The sequence below is a fragment of the Streptomyces sp. NBC_01210 genome (assembly GCF_036010325.1).
Classification (GTDB): Bacteria; Actinomycetota; Actinomycetes; order Streptomycetales; family Streptomycetaceae; genus Streptomyces.
The window spans coordinates 4,261,442-4,276,913 of the sequence record NZ_CP108549.1 but is presented as its reverse complement, the minus strand read 5'-3'; the positions used below and the strand labels follow the sequence as shown (position 1 = coordinate 4,276,913).

Genomic DNA, 15,472 nt, shown 5'->3' with positions numbered 1-15,472 from the left:
CATCCCTGACAGGGGTGCCGCCTTCGGGCGTTTCAGCGTGTGGTCACGCGGGGACCCGGACCTCTCGGCCGCTCAGGTCCCGCAGGTTCGTCAGGCGACGCCGGAGCCGGAGATGGTGATCTTGGCCTTGGTCCGGCCACTCTGCGATCCGTAGCTCTCGATCTTCTTGACCAGGGCCATGCTGTCCTCGTCGGCGACCTCGCCGAACACGACGTGCTTGCCGTCCAGCCACGGCGTCAGCACGGTGGTGATGAAGAACTGGGAGCCGTTGCTGTTCGGACCGGCGTTGGCCATCGAGAGCAGGCCCGGCCTGTTGTGCGTGAGCTTGAAGTTCTCGTCGGCGAACTTCTCGCCGTAGATGCTCTTGCCGCCCGTGCCGTCACCGCGGGTGAAGTCGCCGCCCTGCAGCATGAAGTCGGGGATGACGCGGTGGAAGGAGGACCCCTCGTAGCCGAACCCCTTCTCGCCGGTGGCGAGCGCGCGGAAGTTCTCTGCCGTCTTGGGAACGACGTCGTCGTACAGGTTGAAGTTGATCCGCCCGGCGGGGGCGTCATTGATGGTGATGTCGAAGTAGACCTTGGTCGTCATAGGACCATCCTGACATCCCCGGCAGGCGTGGGCGCGACGGGCGCCCCGGTCCGCCGGGTCGGTGGGCATGGGGCAGGCATCAAGGAGCAGGCGGGGGGGGCTGCGCCCCCAGGCCCCCGTACGGCCTTCGGCCGTGTCCTCAATCGCCGGACGGGCTTGAACAACAGCCCCTCCGGCGTTTGAGGAGCGGGACTTGGGGCGGAGCCCCAACAGGAGCCTCGCCAGATGTGTCAGACCCGGGCGGCCTGTTCCTTCGCGGCGGCGGCCGACGTCGCGTCGGAGGCCACGGGCGTAGAGGCTTCTCCGTCCACGTTGAGCTCCTTGAGCATCGGCTCGGTGAAGCCGAACCAGTACGTGGCCAGGAAGCCGACGACGTAACCGACCAGCAGCCCGGCCGCGTAGACCCCGATCGTCTCGCCCAGGCCCTTGTTGCCGTCGAGCAGTGGGAACAGCGCCCAGCCCGAGGGGCCGATCGCCGTGGAGCCGACCTTGTCGCCCAGCATGTTGAACAGGCCGACGAAGCCGCCGCCGAACGCGCCGCCGACGCAGGCCGTGATGAACGGTCGGCCCAGCGGGAGCGAGACGCCGTAGATCAGCGGCTCGCCGACGCCCAGAAAGCCCGCCGGGAGCGCGGACTTGATGGTGCTGCGGATCGAGGTGTTGCGGGGCAGCCGGACGTAGACCGCGGCCGCCGCGCCCACCTGCCCGGCGCCCGCCATCGCGAGGATCGGGAGCAGGACCGTATAGCTCTGCTGCTCGATGAGCGTGGTGTGGATCGGGATCAGCGCCTGGTGCAGGCCCAGCATCACCAGCGGCAGGAAGAGACCGCCGAGGACGAAGCCCGCGGCCGCGCCGCCGCCTGCCAGCAGCCAGTTCGCGAACTCGCCGATCGCGGTGGAGATCTCACCGGCCACGAACATCAGGCCGAAGAGAGTCACCAGGCCGGCGACGAGGACCGTGAGGGTCGGCGTGACCAGGACGTCCAGGGCCTCCGGCACCCAGCGGCGGCACCACTTCTCCACGTACACCGCGAGCGCCGCCGCGCCGAGGGCGCCCAGGACGCCGCCCTGGCCGGGGGAGAGATGGACACCGAAGGCGGTGATCTTCGCTACGCCCGGGAAGACGATGATCGCGGCGACCGCGCCGCCCAGGACCGGCGTACCGCCGAACTCCTTCGCGGTGTTGTAGCCGACGAAGACCGCGATCAGCGACATGAAACCGGAGGCCGTCGCGGCGAGCGCGGGCACCACGGCCGGGGCCCAACCGAGGTTGGCCAGCAGGCCGTTGAGGCCGGCGATGATGCCGCAGCCGATGAGGGCCGGGATCAGCGGGACAAAGATGTTCGCGATACGGCGCAGGAAGAGCTTGAAGGGCGTCGAATTCTTCGCCCTCCGGGCCGCCTTGATGGCGGCGCCCCGGTCGGCCAGCTCATCGGCGGTCCTGGGGGCCGCTGCCACGAGCGCCTCGAACTCCGGGGTGACCCGGGCGACCGTGCCCGGGCCGAGCACGATCTGGTACGTGTCGTCCTCGACCACGCCCATGACCGCGGGAAGCGCCTTCAGCGCCTCTTCCTGTACGAGGGAGGAGTCGCGCAGCCCGAGGCGGAGGCGGGTCATGCAGTGCGCGACGCTGGTGATGTTCCGGGCGCCGCCGACCAGGGGGAGGATGGCGGCGGCGACGGCGCTGTTCTTGTCCGGGCCGTTGGGGCCGTTGAGGGCGTCCGGGCCGTCCGGGGTGTTGGGGGCGTCAGGAGCGTTGGGGGCGTCTGTTGCCATGGTGCGGAGTGCCTTGCTGTGGGGGGACGTTCAGTCGGTGGTTACCGGCGGGCGGACTGCAGTGCCGCGCGCAGATGGCCCTTGCTCTCGGTCAGGAGCCGTGCGGCGGTGGGGCCGTCGACCGAGCCGAGGATGGTGAGGATGGCGTTCTTCACCTCGCCGTCGGTCGCGGCGAGGGCGGCCTCGATCTCCTCGTCCGACGCGCCGGTGGCCAGCGCGACGATCCGGCGGGAGCGGGCGCGCAGCTTCTCGTTGGAGGCGCGGACGTCCACCATCAGATTCCCGTATGTCTTGCCGAGCCGGATCATCGTGATCGTCGAAATCATGTTGAGGACCAGCTTCTGCGCCGTACCGGCTTTCAACCGGGTGGAGCCGGTGAGCAGTTCGGGGCCGACGACGATCTCGATGCCGTGGTCGGCGGCCGCGCCGAGTGCGCTGTCCGCGTTGCAGGACAGGCCGATGGTGAGCGCTCCGATGGAGCGGGCGTGCTCGACTGCGCCGATCGCGTACGGGGTACGGCCCGAGGCGGAGATCCCGACCACCGTGTCGTCCGCGGTCAGCTTCAGCGCGTCCAGGTCGGCGGCGGCCAGCTCCTTGCTGTCCTCGGCACCCTCGACCGCCTTGACCATGGCGGACGGGCCGCCCGCGATCAGGCCCACGACCTCGGTCGGGTCGGTGTTGAAGGTGGGCGGGCACTCGCTCGCGTCGAGTACGCCGAGGCGCCCCGCCGTGCCGGCGCCCGCGTAGACCAGCCGGCCGCCGCGGGACATCCGCTCGGCGGTGTCGTCGATCGCGGCGGCGATCCGCGGCAGCTGCGCGGCGACGGCGGCGGGGACGGATTCGTCCTCGCCGTTCATGATCCGGGCGATCTCGAGGGTGGGGAGCCGGTCGATCTCGGCGAGTTCGGGCCGGAACGCCTCAGTGGTGAGGGTGGCCAGCTCGGCGCGGAGTTCACCGTAGGAGAAGGTCATGAAGAGCGGCTCAGCTTTCTCGGTCCGTGGGGGGAGGGGGGTGATCGGAGTGCTCAGCGGGTGCGGGGGCTGTGCCGGTGGGCGAGCGCCTCGTACGAAGCGGCCAGGGCAGGGGCCGCCGTCTCGTACGTGCGCTGCGCCACGCCTATGAACAGGCAGTCCACTACGAGTAGTTGGCTGGTGCGGGACGACATCGCGGCCGGCCGCAGCTCGCTCTCGCGGGCGGTGGAGGTGGTCAGCACATGGTCGGCGTACTGCGATACGGGCCCGTCCGGGCGGCCGGTGATCGCGACCGTCGTCGCACCCCGGTCGAAGGCGACGCGCAGCGGCTCGATGACATCGCCGGTGGAGCCGGAGTGGGTGATGGCGATGGCGACATCGCCGGAGCGGAGCTGCACGGCGTTGGTGACGGCGAGGTGCGGATCGGTATGGGCGTGCGCGATCAGGCCGATGCGCAGCAGCTTCTGGGCGAGGTCCATGCCGACGAGGGAGGACGCGCCGACGCCGTAGATGTCTATACGGCGGGCGGTCGCGGCGGCGGCCACGGCGGCGCCCAGCTGTACGGTGTCGAGCCCCGCGGCCGTGTCGGCGAGGGTCTGTTGCTCGTCGTACGCGAGCTTGGCGACGACGTCCGCGATGGGGTCGTCGACGGCGATGTCGGCGGTGACGGCGGGCGCGCGGCCGGACTGCTGGTGGGCGGCGAGCCCGGCAAGCGCGAGGCGCAGGTCGCGGTAGCCGGGATAGCCGAGGAGCCGGGCGGTGCGGACCACGGTGGCCTCGCTGGTGCCGGTGAGCTCGGCGAGGCCGGTGACCGTGAGGGCCGCGCAGCCGGCCGGGTCGTCGGCGACGGCTTCGGCGACCCGCTGCATGGAGCGGGTCATGGACGGCGCGAGGGTCCGGACCTTGGCCGCGAGGGCGGCGGGGGCGGGCGGAGCGTCGACGCTGAAAATTTCCTTCACTGGATTGGTCACCCTTGAAAGATATTTTCGGAATTCCTTTGTCGTCAACCCCCTTTGGTCCGGGGTGGACCGGCGGCCGGGAGTGGACCGCCGGCCGGCAGCGCAGTGGGTGGGGTGACAATGGCTTCATGGACGACGCGAACCCACTCGAGCAGGCCCTGCACGCGGCGCGTGCGCTGGTCCTCGCCGACCTGGCCGCCCGCGATGTGGCCGACGCGGCGGTCGTCTCGCTGGTCGAGGACGCGGTGACGCACCGCCGTTGGTGGGTCGAGCAGTGGCCGGAGGGCGTCGAGTACATCGCCGGCCTGGTGGCCCAGGACGTCCAGGACGCGCTGCTCGAGCGGCACGGAAGATGGCCGCTGTGCCCGGTCTGCGACGCCGGCGACCCGCACGCGCTGGACGTCGAACCGGAGCTGGGCCCGGACCCGCACTGGGTCTGCGCGAAGGCGGGCGTCGTGGTGGCGCCGGTCGGCGGCCTCTCGTGACGGTGTACATCGACCCGCCGACCTGGCCGGGCCACGGCCGGCTGTGGTCGCACCTGGTCAGCGATGTCTCGTACGAGGAGCTGCACGCGTTCGCGGCATCGATCGGCTGCCCGCCGCGGGCCTTCGAGCGGGACCACTACGACGTGCCGTCGCACCGGTATGCCGACGCGGTGGGGGCGGGCGCGGTGGAGGTGTCCAGCCGCGAGGTGGTCGTGCTGCTGACGAAGGCGGGGCTGCGCAGACGCAAGGGGCGCCCCGCTTGAGGGCGCCCGGCGCGAGTCAGGCGGGCGAATCCGGCCGCTTGCGTCGGCGTCGCACGATCGGGTGATCTCCGAGCAGGAGGCGGTGAATCAGACCTCGGCACGCGCTCCCGCGCGCGCCGTTCCGCGCGCGCCGGACGTCGAGGACGCGGGTCAGGACGCCAGCAGCTTCAGCTCTGTCGCCAGGTTGTGCCGCGCACGCGACTCCCACTCCCGCTCCCCGTGCGGCGTACGGAACAGTCGCGGCAGGCCGAGCAACTGGCGCAGCACCGCCGCGCGGCCCGCGCGGAAGGCGTCGTCCGGGACGAAGGCGTACTCCTCGCGTACGGCCGCGCTGTACGCGGCGTACGGCTCCGGCGGCGCCGCCAGGATGGCCAGGTCCGCGTCGCACAGGACCGCGCCGTTCAGATCGTCGATCTCAGGCGCGTGGGTGACTGTGAGGCGGACCAGCCGGGCGACCTCGGCGGTGGCGGCGGGGATCAACCCGGCCTCGGTGAGGGCGCGTTCCGCCAGGTGGGCGGAGCGTTCCTCGTTCTCGGAGCGGTCGGGGAGGTAGACCGCGTCGTGGAACCAGGCCGCGAGGCGGACCAGGTCCGGATCCGCGGCGTGCTCCTCCAGTACGTCGATATGGTTCAGCACCGCCGTCAGGTGATCGACCGTGTGGTAGCGGCGCTGCGGCTCCGACCAGCGCGAGAGCAGATTCTCGGCGTACGGCAGCGGGTCCGGTGCGCCGGCGCCGTGGCGGGCGGCGAGGAGGGTCCGGTTCCAGCGTGCGCGCAGGTCCACGAAGTCGTCGGTCATGGGGCGACTCTAGAGCGGGGCCCCCTCGGATGCGGTTGGCTGGGCGCCATGGAATCTGTACGCGATCCCGAGCTTCCCGGCCGGCTGCTGCGCACCGAGCGCGACGCCCTTGTCCCGCTGCTGCGTGCCCGCCCCGACGAGGACTTCGCCCTCCGTACCTGCTGTCCCGGCTGGACCGTGCGCCATGTGCTCGCGCACTGCGGCGCGGCGCTGATGCGGGTGGTGGAGGGGCGGTTCGAGGAGGGTGTGTTCAGCCCCGAGTCCAATGACCGCGATATCGCCGAACGGGCCGAGTGGTCCAACTCCCGTGTCGTGGACGAGCTGGAGCGCGGTATGACCGAGGCCGGGCCGGTCATCGCGAAGGCGGAGCATGGGCTGCTGGACGGCATCGCACTCGGCGAATGGGTGCACGTCGGCGACGTACGGGAGGCGTTCGGTGAGCCGGGAGCGTACGCGGGCGAGGGCCTCGGGTACGCGCTGGAGCTGCTGGCCGGGCTCACCAGGGCCCGCAGGACCATGCCGCTGCTGGCCCGGCTGGACGGCCGGGACGGCCCGATCGTCCTCGGCGCGGACAGCCCCGACCCCGCCACGTACACCGGAGCGGCCCCGACTCTGATCCGCCTGCTGGCAGGCCGCCCGCTGACCGGCACGCGCTACGAGCTCACCGGAGCGAACGAGAAGGAGCTGGTCTTCTTCGGCTGAAGCGGTGGTGACGGTGGGGAGGGGCGACAATGGGGCAAAGGGCATGTGTGCCATTCCGGTGGTGTGCGGAGGCAGACCCTATGAACGCCTTGATGCTCGCCCAGAACAGCCCGGTTTCCGACCTCGCGGTCGCTGAGCAGCTGAAGGGAGCCGTGCCCTTCATCTTCGGAGTCTTCCTCATCGCGCTCCTGGCGGGCGCCATGTGGTTTGACGGGAGACGGCGGGATCAGCAGCGGGTCCCGCCGCGTCCCGAGGAGCAGCCGAAGCCGCCCGACCATCCGACGCACATCGAAGAGGTTCGTGAGCCGGACGAGGACGACTTCCCGCATGACGGCGGGCGGCTCCTCCCGTACAACATGAAGACCCACAGCACGCACAGCCCCAGCATGAAGCCCGAGGCCGCGCCTCCGCCCGGGGAGGACAGTGGCAGCGCGTCCGGGAGCGGTGGCCAGGGCGGAAGCGGTGGCCCCGGCGGGAGTGGCGGCGCGTCCGGAAGCGGCGGCCCGGGCGGCTGAGCCGCACCTACGGATCCGCCGGGCCGACTTGAAGCCGCAACGTCCCAGGTGACGGTGACGGTAACGACGATCGCGGTACGGCCTGCGGCCACGGCCTCGTCCTTGGCGCCCTCCGGCGCGACGGGATGCTCGGACGCGTGCTCCAACGCGCCTGCCGGCCGCAGGACTTCGGACTCGTCCTCATCGGTGTGTACGGCGAGCAGCGTCACCCATATACCCCCAGGCCGTATACGGCGCCACGTGGTGATCCTGTGCGGAAGCCCCGTGGAAGCGCGGTGCAGCTGCCTTCGTCGTACATGCGTATTAGGCTGGGATTGGACTAGACCTGTATGAGCCGTAGTCGTCTCCCTGAAGGAATGGGGTTTCATGAGCAACCGTGCAGTCCTGGAGGTGATCGCTCTCGACACGGAGGACGCGGTCGCCGCCCAGTCCGGAGGGGCCGACCGGCTCGAGCTCGTCACCGACATGGCGGCCGACGGGCTGACTCCGACCCGGGAGACATACGCCCGGATCCGCGCGGCCGTCGACATCCCGCTGCGCGTGATGCTGCGCCTCGCCGACGGGTTCGCCGCGGGTGACGTGAGCGGCGTGGACGCGCTGGTGCGGGCCGCGCGAGAGCTGCGGGCGGAGGGTGCGGAGGAGTTCGTGCTCGGGTTCCTGGACGAGAACGGCAACCCCGATCTGGTCGCGGTGGAGCGGGTGGTGGCGGAGCTGAACGGCTGCCGGTGGACGTTCCACCGGGCGATCGACCGGGCGGCGGACCGCGATGCGCTGCGCAAGCAGTTGGCGGATTTGCCGGGTCTGGACACCTATCTGACCGCGGGCGCGGCCGAGGGTGTCGACGCCGGGCTTCCGACGCTGCTGGCGGAGGCGGCGCGACGGGGTGAACCGGGTTACGAGCCGCAGATCCTGGTCGGCGGTGGCCTGCGCCTCGACCACTTGCCGGCGCTGCGGTCGGCGGGCGTGGACGCGTTCCATATCGGCGGCGCGGCGCGGCCGGGCGGCTGGTCGGCCCCGGTGGCGGCACCGGCGGTGCGGGAATGGCGGGAGGCGCTGGACGGGTGAACCGGGGCCCGCCTCGGGCCCCGCTCACACGCCGGAAAGGCTGATTTTCAGCCTTTCCGGCGTGTGGTGCACTTTCGGCGCAAATACCTCGACCGGGCAGGTGATACGCGGAGGTGAAAGGTCAAGATTTATCCCTCTTGCTCCGATTGTCCACGCAGTAGCGGGTCGACGTTCAACAAGTCTCCGCCAAGGACCAAAGGACCAAAGGGAGAGTCGGATGATTCCTGGTAACAGGAGCTTGCCGCGCGCGTTTCTTCGCAAGAAGTTGGTGACCGGCAGCATGCTTGCGCTGCTGACCGCCGCGCTGGGAGCGGCCTCGGTACCCGTACAGGCCGCCGCCCACACCGCCGTGGGGCAGTCCCGTGTCGTTGCGGGAGTGAATGCCCCGACGACCACGATGGACCAGCCCGGGCCTCGAGGACTTCGCGGTAAGGAAGGACGGGACGGGAAGGACGGGAAGAAGGGAAAGGACGGGCGCCGCGGGCCGACGGGTCCGACCGGCCCGACCGGTGACACCGGGCCGACCGGACCGACCGGGGCTGACGGGATCAACGGGGCGACCGGTGACACCGGGCCGACCGGACCGACCGGGGCTGACGGGATCAACGGGGCGACCGGTGACACCGGGCCGACCGGTGGCGTAGGGCCGACCGGTAACACAGGGCCGACGGGTGGGACCGGACCGACCGGTGCTGATGGTGCTGATGGGACGTGCCACAGCATCAACTCCAACATTCACGGGCAGACGCAGGTCTTCGCTGCTGTCAACGACGGGACAATCTGGGTCGGGGCCAGGGGGCTCACGCCCCAGGTCGACCCGTTCGACTGGACGGACATCACCACGCTCGGTGACCCGCCGGTGACGATCGAGGGCGCCTGCGACGCCACGATCGACGAGAGAACCCCCAACCAGGTGTTCGTCGAGGTCATCACCACGAGCGGGGAGGTCTGGGAGACGCTCTGCGACGTCGATCGTGGAGACGAAGCCGTCGATCCTCCCCCGGGCACGACAGACCCGGCGTTCCAAGCAGCCACCGTCGACTGCAACGGAACGTGGACGCTGGTCAAGAACCAGTTCGTCCCCTAGCGCGAGCGGGTACCGACGGGCGGCATGCCCTGTATGTCGGAACCTGACATGAGGTGTCGTGCCCGGCGCCCCGTAGGGCGCCGGGCACGACACTCGCGGCTACGTAGGGCGAGTCGCGCTACTGACCGCCGAGTTGACCGGGCAGCGGGGCGGCGTGCAGGACGGTCAGTCCTGATACTGCCCGGGTCAGGGCCACATAGAGCCGACGCAGGCCGGTCCGTTCGTCGGGCTCGCCGTCGACGACCGCGGCGGGCTCGTCCAGCACCACGTAGTCGTACTCCAGGCCCTTGGCGAGCGACGCCGGGACCAAGGTGAGGCGGGACTCGGCGGTCGTCTCCTCGCCGGGCGAGAGAAATGCGTGGCCGGCCGCCGTCAGGGCCTCGGCCAGCGCCGGGATCCGGGCATCCGCGGCGATCAGGCCGATCGAACCCGCGTGGCGCAGCGACTCGGTACAGGCGGTCACCACCGCCGTGTCCAGACCGGCGACGTCCGCCACCTCCCGTACCTCCAGGGAGCCCGGCGACTCACGGACCGACCGGACCTCCGCCAGGCCCGGCGACATGTGCGGCAGCAGTCGCGAGGCGTACGCGATCACCTCGCGCGGCACGCGGAAACCGGCCGTCAGCTCCTCCACCACCGCATCCGCCTTGCCGAGATGCACGAGCGCGTCGGCCCAACTCGCCGTCGCCCAGGGCGTGGTGCCCTGCGCAAGATCGCCGAGAACCGTCGCCGAGCCCGTCGTGCAGCGCCGGCCCACCGCGCGGTACTGCATGGGCGACAGGTCCTGCGCCTCGTCCAGCACGACATGGCCGAGTGAGTGCGTGCGCTGCACCAGATCGTTCGCCTCGTCGATCAACACCGCATCCGCGGAAGACCACGTGGCGGCCCGCACGCTACGTGCCGGCTTCGCCCACAGCACCGTCTTCTGTTCGTCCGCATTCAGCAGCCCCTCCGCGTGCTCCGCCAGAAACTCCGCGTCCGACAGCAGCCGCAGTACCAGCTTCGCCGGGTCCACCGGCGGCCACACCGCCTTGACCGCCGCCTTCACCGCGGGATTGCGCGCCACCGCGTCCTGCACCCGGTCGTCCGGCGCCTCGCCCGCCTGCTCCATACGTACCAGCACCGCATGCGCGATCCGCTGCGGAAGAGCCTCGCGCGCCGCGCCGTAGCGGATGTCGCGATCGAGCAACTCCCGTACGATCTCCTCGATTTCGTACGCGGGGACCCGCCACCGCCGCGAGCCGCGCACCACCATCAGCGGCTCGGTCGGCATCGTCACATGGGCGCGGACCGCCCGGCGCAGCACCTCCGCCATCCGGGCATCGCCCTTGATGACCGCCGCGTCCGCCGCATCCGTGCCGCGTACCTCACTGTGTCTTTCCAGCAGCGGCGCCACTACCAGGTCGTCGACCGTCGCCTGCTTGACCTCCAACTCTCCGAGCGCGGGCAGCACTTGCTCGATGTAGTGGAGGAAGGAACGGTTCGGCCCGATCACCAGCGTCCCGGTCCGGGCAAGCCGCTCACGGTGCGCGTACAGCAGATACGCGACCCGGTGCAGGCCCACCGCGGTCTTTCCGGTGCCCGGACCGCCCTGGACACACACGGTGCCGCCGAGCCCGGACCGTACGATCTCGTCCTGCTCCGGCTGGATCGTGGCGACGATGTCCCGCATCGGGCCGACGCGCGGGCGTTCGATCTCGGCCTGGAGCAGTTTGCTCGTCCGTGACCCCCCGGCGGAACCGGAGAACGTATCGGTGGCCGGGTCGGTCAGATGCTCGTCCTCGTATGCCGTGAGGTCGCCGCCCGTGTAGCCGAAGCGCCGCCGCAGGCCGACGTCCAGCGGGTCCTTCTTCGACGCCCGGTAGAACGGCTGCGAGACCGGCGCGCGCCAGTCGATGACCATCGGTTCGCCGTCCGCGTCGTGGACATGGCGGCGGCCGATGTAGAAGCGCTCTCCCGATGCGCCCTCCGCCTGTTCCGCGCCGACCACATGCAGATAGTCCAGCCGGCCGAAGAAGAGCGGCGTGTGGGAGAGATCGGCGAGCGCCTTGATGCGCTCCTCGATCTGGGCCCCCAGGACGGCGGCGTTGACCCAGTTCGCGGTGACATCGCGGATGTCGAGTGCCTGGACGTCCTCGCGCATCGCGCGGAGCGCGGCACGCGAGTCGGCGAGATGGGCCCGTTCGCGCCCCAGCGGATCGACGGAGCCGGGGTCGAGGGAGCCGGGGTCGAGGGAGCCGGGCTCGGCGGAGCTGGGCTCGGTGGGTTCAGGGATGTGCGCGGGCACGGGTTGCCTCCGGCGGATACGGCGTGGGTCGGAATCACGGCAGGGACCCCGGCATGGATCACGGCAGGGATCACGGCATGGCGGACCGGCCGGTTTCCGTCCGGGCGGCGGCGCTCCCCAGGGGGAGGCGGGCAAGACGGGCGATTGTAGTCAGAGCGTGGATCGCGGGCGAATGGTTTTTCACGCGGAGAGCCGCGGCCGTCCTCCCCGTAGGGGATGACCTATGTCTGGAGTCGTACGCGGGCGTCCTCACGGGTCAGTCCGCAGATCGATGCGCCGAGCAGGCCCTGGAACCATCATGGAGACATGAGCACAGCAACCTTCACCCCAGGCGGCCACGTACCCCACCCCCATCGCGGCGCCACCGCCACCGGTGCCGCCCCCCACTCCCCGCACCGTGTCGGCAACGCACTCCGCGCGGTAAAGGTCTTCGCCGAGGCCGTCTTCAGCGTCGCGGTCCTCGGTGAGTACGCCGAGGAGGCCGGAGTCCGCCGCCACTGAGGAGCCGAACCACCTGCTCGAACTGGTCGCCCTACGCGACCTGCTCGACCTGCTCGACCGTCTTCGGCCGAGCCACTAGTAGGGTCGCGGCCGTGAAGTACCGGAACGTGACCCCTCGTTTACTCACCGCAGTAACCGTCGTCGCCCTCGCACTCTCCCTCACCGCGCTCGCCGCGCTCTGCGTCGCCCAGCGCATCCCCGTGGCCGACACCCTCGTGTACCGGGTCGAGGGGGCGGCCGTCGCGAACGGCATCGATCTCTACGGACTCACGGTCACCGATTGGCGACTTCCCGCCACCTGTCCGCCCTTCGCCGCGATCCTCTTCGTACCGACCACCTGGCTGCCCGTTCCGGCGCTCAAGGTGGTCTTCGTCGTCGGGAACGCGGCTCTGCTCGCTCTACTCGTGCGCCTCTCCTGCCGGTTCGCCGGGCTCCCGGCGCGGACCCCGCTGGTCATCGCCGCGATCGCCGCCGGCCTCTGGCTCGAACCGGTCTTCCAGACCCTCCTCTTCGGGCAGATCAACCTTGCACTCGTCTGCCTGGTGCTGTGGGACCTGTCGCGGGACGAGGAAGCCATCGGCAAGGGCTTCGCGCTCGGCGTCGCGGCCGGAGTGAAGCTCACGCCCGCCGTGTTCATCGTCCATCTCCTGATCACCGGCCGGGTACGGGCCGGGCTCACCGCGCTCGCCTCCTTCACCGCCACGGTGCTGCTGGGCGCACTCGTACTCCCGCATGCCAGCGCCGAATTCTGGACCCGGCGCATCTTCGGGACCGGCCGGGCCGACAAGGCCTGGGCCACCGAAAACCAGTCGCTGCAAGGGCTCTTCGCGCGGGTGCTGCACACCCCGGACCCGGGCACGGTATGGCTGCTCGCGGCGGCGGTGACCGGTGTGGCGGGCCTGTGGATCGCCCGCCGGGTGCCGGAGCGGTGGGGCGTGCTGACCGTCGCGTACACCGCGCTGCTCGTCTCGCCGATCAGCTGGTCGCACCACTGGGTGTGGTGCGTACCGCTGCTGGCGGTCCTGATCGCCGAGGGCCGGACCCGTACGGCAGCCGCCGTGGCCGCGGTCTTCATGGCCCGTACGCTCTGGCTGGTCCCGCACCACGGCGAGCCGGCCCTCCGACTCCCCTGGTGGCAGCAGTCGTTGGCATCGCCCTACCCGCTGCTGGGGATCGCGCTGCTGGCGTACGCGGGAGGGCGGACCGCGTCCGCCCTGACACTTCCCGGGCCCCGAGGTGAGTACCTGCGCACGGACGATCTGAGTACGTCGCCCGAGGTGCCGGCCGGACGCCCGGAGGTTGACTGTCGTCCATGACGAACCGCACCGGGACGACCCCCGGCCCCTGGCTTCCCGACGCTCTGCCGCCGGCGCGCGACCCGCGCACACACGACGGCAAGGCCATCGTGGTGCGCATCGTCGCGGGCGTGCTCCTCGTCCCACTGCTGATGATCGACATGTTCTTCATCGGGCTCTCGCCGATGGCCACCGACAGCTGCGGCCCCGACCACTGTTCGGACGCGCTCAACCAGTCGCTCGTCGCCGCACCCGTCTTCTGGCTCGCCGCGGTGGCCATGCTCCTGGTGACATGGGGACTGCCCGCGCGCCCCCGTTTCCGGGCGGCGCGTGGCTGGCTGGCAGTGGCCTCCGGAGGCAGCGGGCTGATGACGATCGCCATCCTCGTGAACCTCCCGACGGGCTAGGGCCCTAGGCCCACAACACCCTTCAGTCGCTCGCCAGCAGCTCGTCCGCGTCCACGATCCGGTACGCGTACCCCTGTTCCGCCAGGAACCGCTGGCGGTGCGCCGCGAAGTCCTGGTCGATCGTGTCCCGCGCGACCACCGAGTAGAAGTGGGCCTGGTGACCGTCCGCCTTCGGCCGCAGCACACGTCCCAACCGCTGCGCCTCCTCCTGGCGGGAGCCGAAGGTGCCCGACACCTGGATCGCGACCGTCGCCTCCGGCAGGTCGATCGAGAAGTTCGCGACCTTCGAGACGACGAGCACCGAGATCTCGCCCTGGCGGAAGGCGTCGAAGAGCTTCTCGCGCTGCGCGTTCGACGTCTCACCCTTGATGACCGGCGCGTTCAGGTGCTCGCCCAGCTCGTCGAGCTGGTCGATGTACTGGCCGATGACGAGGATCTGCTGGCCCTCGAACCTCCGCACCAGCGCTTCCGTCACCTTGCGCTTGGTCTCGGTCGTCGCGCAGTAACGGTACTTCTCCTCCGTCTCGGCGGTCGCGTACGCAAGCCGCTCGGAGTCGGTGAGATTGACCCGTACCTCCACACAGTCCGCGGGCGCGATATAGCCCTGCGCCTCGATCTCCTTCCAGGGCGCGTCGAAACGCTTCGGCCCGATGAGCGAGAAGACGTCCGACTCGCGGCCGTCCTCGCGTACGAGCGTCGCGGTCAGCCCGAGCCGGCGCCTGGCCTGCAGATCCGCCGTGAACTTGAAGACCGGCGCGGGCAGCAGATGCACCTCGTCGTAGATGACCAGGCCCCAGTCGCGGGAGTCGAAGAGCTCCAGATGGGGATAGATCCCCTTCCGCTTCGTCGTCAGCACCTGGTACGTGGCGATGGTGACGGGGCGGATCTCCTTCCGCGTACCGCTGTACTCGCCGATCTCGTCCTCGGTCAGCGAGGTGCGCTTCACCAGTTCGTGCTTCCACTGCCGCGCGGAGACGGTGTTCGTCACCAGGATCAGCGTCGTCGCCTTCGCCTGCGCCATCGCACCGGCTCCGACCAGCGTCTTTCCGGCGCCGCAGGGCAGTACGACGACACCCGAGCCGCCGTGCCAGAAGCCCTCGACGGCCTGCTTCTGGTACGGGCGCAGCCCCCAGCCCGTCTCGTCCAGATCGATACGGTGCGCCTCGCCGTCGACGTAACCGGCGAGGTCCTCGGCCGGCCAGCCCAGCTTCAGCAGCGTCTGCTTGATCTGGCCGCGCTCGGAGGGATGGACGGCGACTGTGTCCGGGTCGATCCGGGTCCCGACCAGCGGCTGGACCTTCCTGGACCGCAGGATCTCCTCGAGCACCGGGCGGTCGGTGGTGGTCAGCACAAGCCCGTGGACGGGGTGCTTGGAGAGGGTGAGCCGGCCGTAGCGGGCCATCGTCTCGGCGACATCGACGAGGAGGGCGTGCGGGACGGGGTAGCGGGAGTACGCCACGAGCGCGTCGACGACCTGCTCGGCGTCGTGCCCGGCGGCGCGGGCGTTCCACAGGCCGAGCGGGGTGACCCGGTAGGTGTGGATGTGCTCGGGGGCACGCTCCAGTTCCGCGAAGGGCGCGATGGCGCGACGGCAGGCGTCCGCCTGCTCGTGGTCCACCTCGAGGAGGAGAGTTTTGTCGCTTTGGACGATGAGGGGTCCGTTCACACCTGCGCCCTTTCGGTATGGCCAAACCTCCAGTGTGCCGTACTGAGCACCCGGACCGGAGTGGATGAGCAGCCGGATGCCGCCGGCCTGCCCCTTCGCGTCCGTCTC

Annotated in this window: 16 protein-coding genes; 9 read left to right on the top strand and 7 right to left on the bottom strand. The window is 70.6% G+C overall.

The genetic code is table 11. The features are described 5' to 3' along the window. Positions 1 to 90: 90 nt before the first annotated feature. The 4 genes from OG735_RS19220 to OG735_RS19205 all read right to left on the bottom strand — a co-directional run bounded on the left by OG735_RS19220 (position 91) and on the right by OG735_RS19205 (position 4,305). Complete coding sequence (locus tag OG735_RS19220) at positions 91 to 588, bottom strand: peptidylprolyl isomerase (protein ID WP_327324430.1); 498 nt, start codon at positions 586 to 588, stop codon at positions 91 to 93. 230 nt (positions 589 to 818) lie between these two features. Next, on the bottom strand, positions 819 to 2,363 hold the full coding sequence (locus OG735_RS19215) for a PTS transporter subunit EIIC (protein WP_327324429.1): 1,545 nt from the start codon (positions 2,361 to 2,363) through the stop codon (positions 819 to 821). Positions 2,364 to 2,404: 41 nt separating this feature from the next. Beyond that, complete coding sequence (gene murQ, locus OG735_RS19210) at positions 2,405 to 3,334, bottom strand: N-acetylmuramic acid 6-phosphate etherase (RefSeq protein WP_327324428.1); 930 nt, start codon at positions 3,332 to 3,334, stop codon at positions 2,405 to 2,407. A gap of 53 nt (positions 3,335 to 3,387) precedes the next feature. Next, on the bottom strand, positions 3,388 to 4,305 hold the full coding sequence (locus tag OG735_RS19205; protein WP_327324427.1) for a MurR/RpiR family transcriptional regulator: 918 nt from the start codon (positions 4,303 to 4,305) through the stop codon (positions 3,388 to 3,390). A gap of 116 nt (positions 4,306 to 4,421) precedes the next feature. On the opposite strand from OG735_RS19205, the gene OG735_RS19200 reads away from it, so the two are divergent. Together OG735_RS19200 and OG735_RS19195 are read left to right on the top strand one after the other, a co-directional pair. After that, positions 4,422 to 4,778, top strand: a complete 357-nt coding sequence (locus OG735_RS19200; RefSeq protein ID WP_327324426.1) for a hypothetical protein — start codon at positions 4,422 to 4,424, stop codon at positions 4,776 to 4,778. Then, positions 4,775 to 5,041, top strand: a complete 267-nt coding sequence (locus OG735_RS19195; RefSeq protein WP_327324425.1) for a DUF4031 domain-containing protein — start codon at positions 4,775 to 4,777, stop codon at positions 5,039 to 5,041. Before OG735_RS19200 ends, OG735_RS19195 begins: the two co-directional genes overlap by 4 nt. Before the next feature lie 150 nt (positions 5,042 to 5,191). On the opposite strand, the gene OG735_RS19190 is transcribed toward OG735_RS19195, so the two are convergent. Then, positions 5,192 to 5,839 carry an HD domain-containing protein gene (locus tag OG735_RS19190; RefSeq protein ID WP_327324424.1) on the bottom strand — a complete coding sequence of 216 codons (648 nt, stop codon included), beginning with the start codon at positions 5,837 to 5,839 and terminating at the stop codon, positions 5,192 to 5,194. A 48-nt stretch (positions 5,840 to 5,887) separates the two neighbouring features. Here OG735_RS19190 and OG735_RS19185 point away from each other — a divergent pair, with 48 nt between their 5' ends. The 4 genes from OG735_RS19185 to OG735_RS19170 all read left to right on the top strand — a co-directional run bounded on the left by OG735_RS19185 (position 5,888) and on the right by OG735_RS19170 (position 9,208). Further along, positions 5,888 to 6,541, top strand: coding sequence for a maleylpyruvate isomerase family mycothiol-dependent enzyme (locus OG735_RS19185; protein ID WP_327324423.1), 654 nt, complete (start codon positions 5,888 to 5,890; stop codon positions 6,539 to 6,541). Positions 6,542 to 6,621: 80 nt separating this feature from the next. Next, the gene (locus OG735_RS19180; RefSeq protein ID WP_327324422.1) at positions 6,622 to 7,056 is read left to right on the top strand and encodes a DUF6479 family protein; all 435 of its coding nucleotides are present in this window, start codon (positions 6,622 to 6,624) and stop codon (positions 7,054 to 7,056) included. A gap of 366 nt (positions 7,057 to 7,422) precedes the next feature. Beyond that, a complete protein-coding gene (locus OG735_RS19175; protein WP_327324421.1) occupies positions 7,423 to 8,121 on the top strand; it encodes a copper homeostasis protein CutC in 699 nt (232 codons plus the stop codon). 268 nt (positions 8,122 to 8,389) lie between these two features. Then, positions 8,390 to 9,208: a hypothetical protein gene (locus OG735_RS19170; protein ID WP_327324420.1), complete on the top strand. Its 819-nt coding sequence runs from the start codon at positions 8,390 to 8,392 to the stop codon at positions 9,206 to 9,208. Positions 9,209 to 9,326: 118 nt separating this feature from the next. Here the strand turns inward: OG735_RS19170 and OG735_RS19165 are convergent, their stop codons facing one another. Beyond that, positions 9,327 to 11,495: a HelD family protein gene (locus OG735_RS19165; protein ID WP_442812451.1), complete on the bottom strand. Its 2,169-nt coding sequence runs from the start codon at positions 11,493 to 11,495 to the stop codon at positions 9,327 to 9,329. A 306-nt stretch (positions 11,496 to 11,801) separates the two neighbouring features. Here OG735_RS19165 and OG735_RS19160 point away from each other — a divergent pair, with 306 nt between their 5' ends. The 3 genes from OG735_RS19160 (at position 11,802) to OG735_RS19150 (ending at position 13,698) form a co-directional block, all read left to right on the top strand. Further along, positions 11,802 to 11,996 carry a hypothetical protein gene (locus tag OG735_RS19160; protein ID WP_327324419.1) on the top strand — a complete coding sequence of 65 codons (195 nt, stop codon included), beginning with the start codon at positions 11,802 to 11,804 and terminating at the stop codon, positions 11,994 to 11,996. A gap of 92 nt (positions 11,997 to 12,088) precedes the next feature. Further along, positions 12,089 to 13,312 (top strand): glycosyltransferase 87 family protein, encoded by a 1,224-nt coding sequence (locus OG735_RS19155; protein WP_327324418.1) that lies wholly within the window; start codon positions 12,089 to 12,091, stop codon positions 13,310 to 13,312. Next, positions 13,309 to 13,698: a hypothetical protein gene (locus tag OG735_RS19150; protein WP_327324417.1), complete on the top strand. Its 390-nt coding sequence runs from the start codon at positions 13,309 to 13,311 to the stop codon at positions 13,696 to 13,698. The genes OG735_RS19155 and OG735_RS19150 overlap by 4 nt, the downstream gene beginning before the upstream one ends. A gap of 22 nt (positions 13,699 to 13,720) precedes the next feature. Here OG735_RS19150 and OG735_RS19145 read toward each other — a convergent pair whose 3' ends face one another. Continuing rightward, positions 13,721 to 15,364 (bottom strand): DNA repair helicase XPB, encoded by a 1,644-nt coding sequence (locus OG735_RS19145; RefSeq protein WP_327324416.1) that lies wholly within the window; start codon positions 15,362 to 15,364, stop codon positions 13,721 to 13,723. Positions 15,365 to 15,472 lie beyond the last annotated feature (108 nt).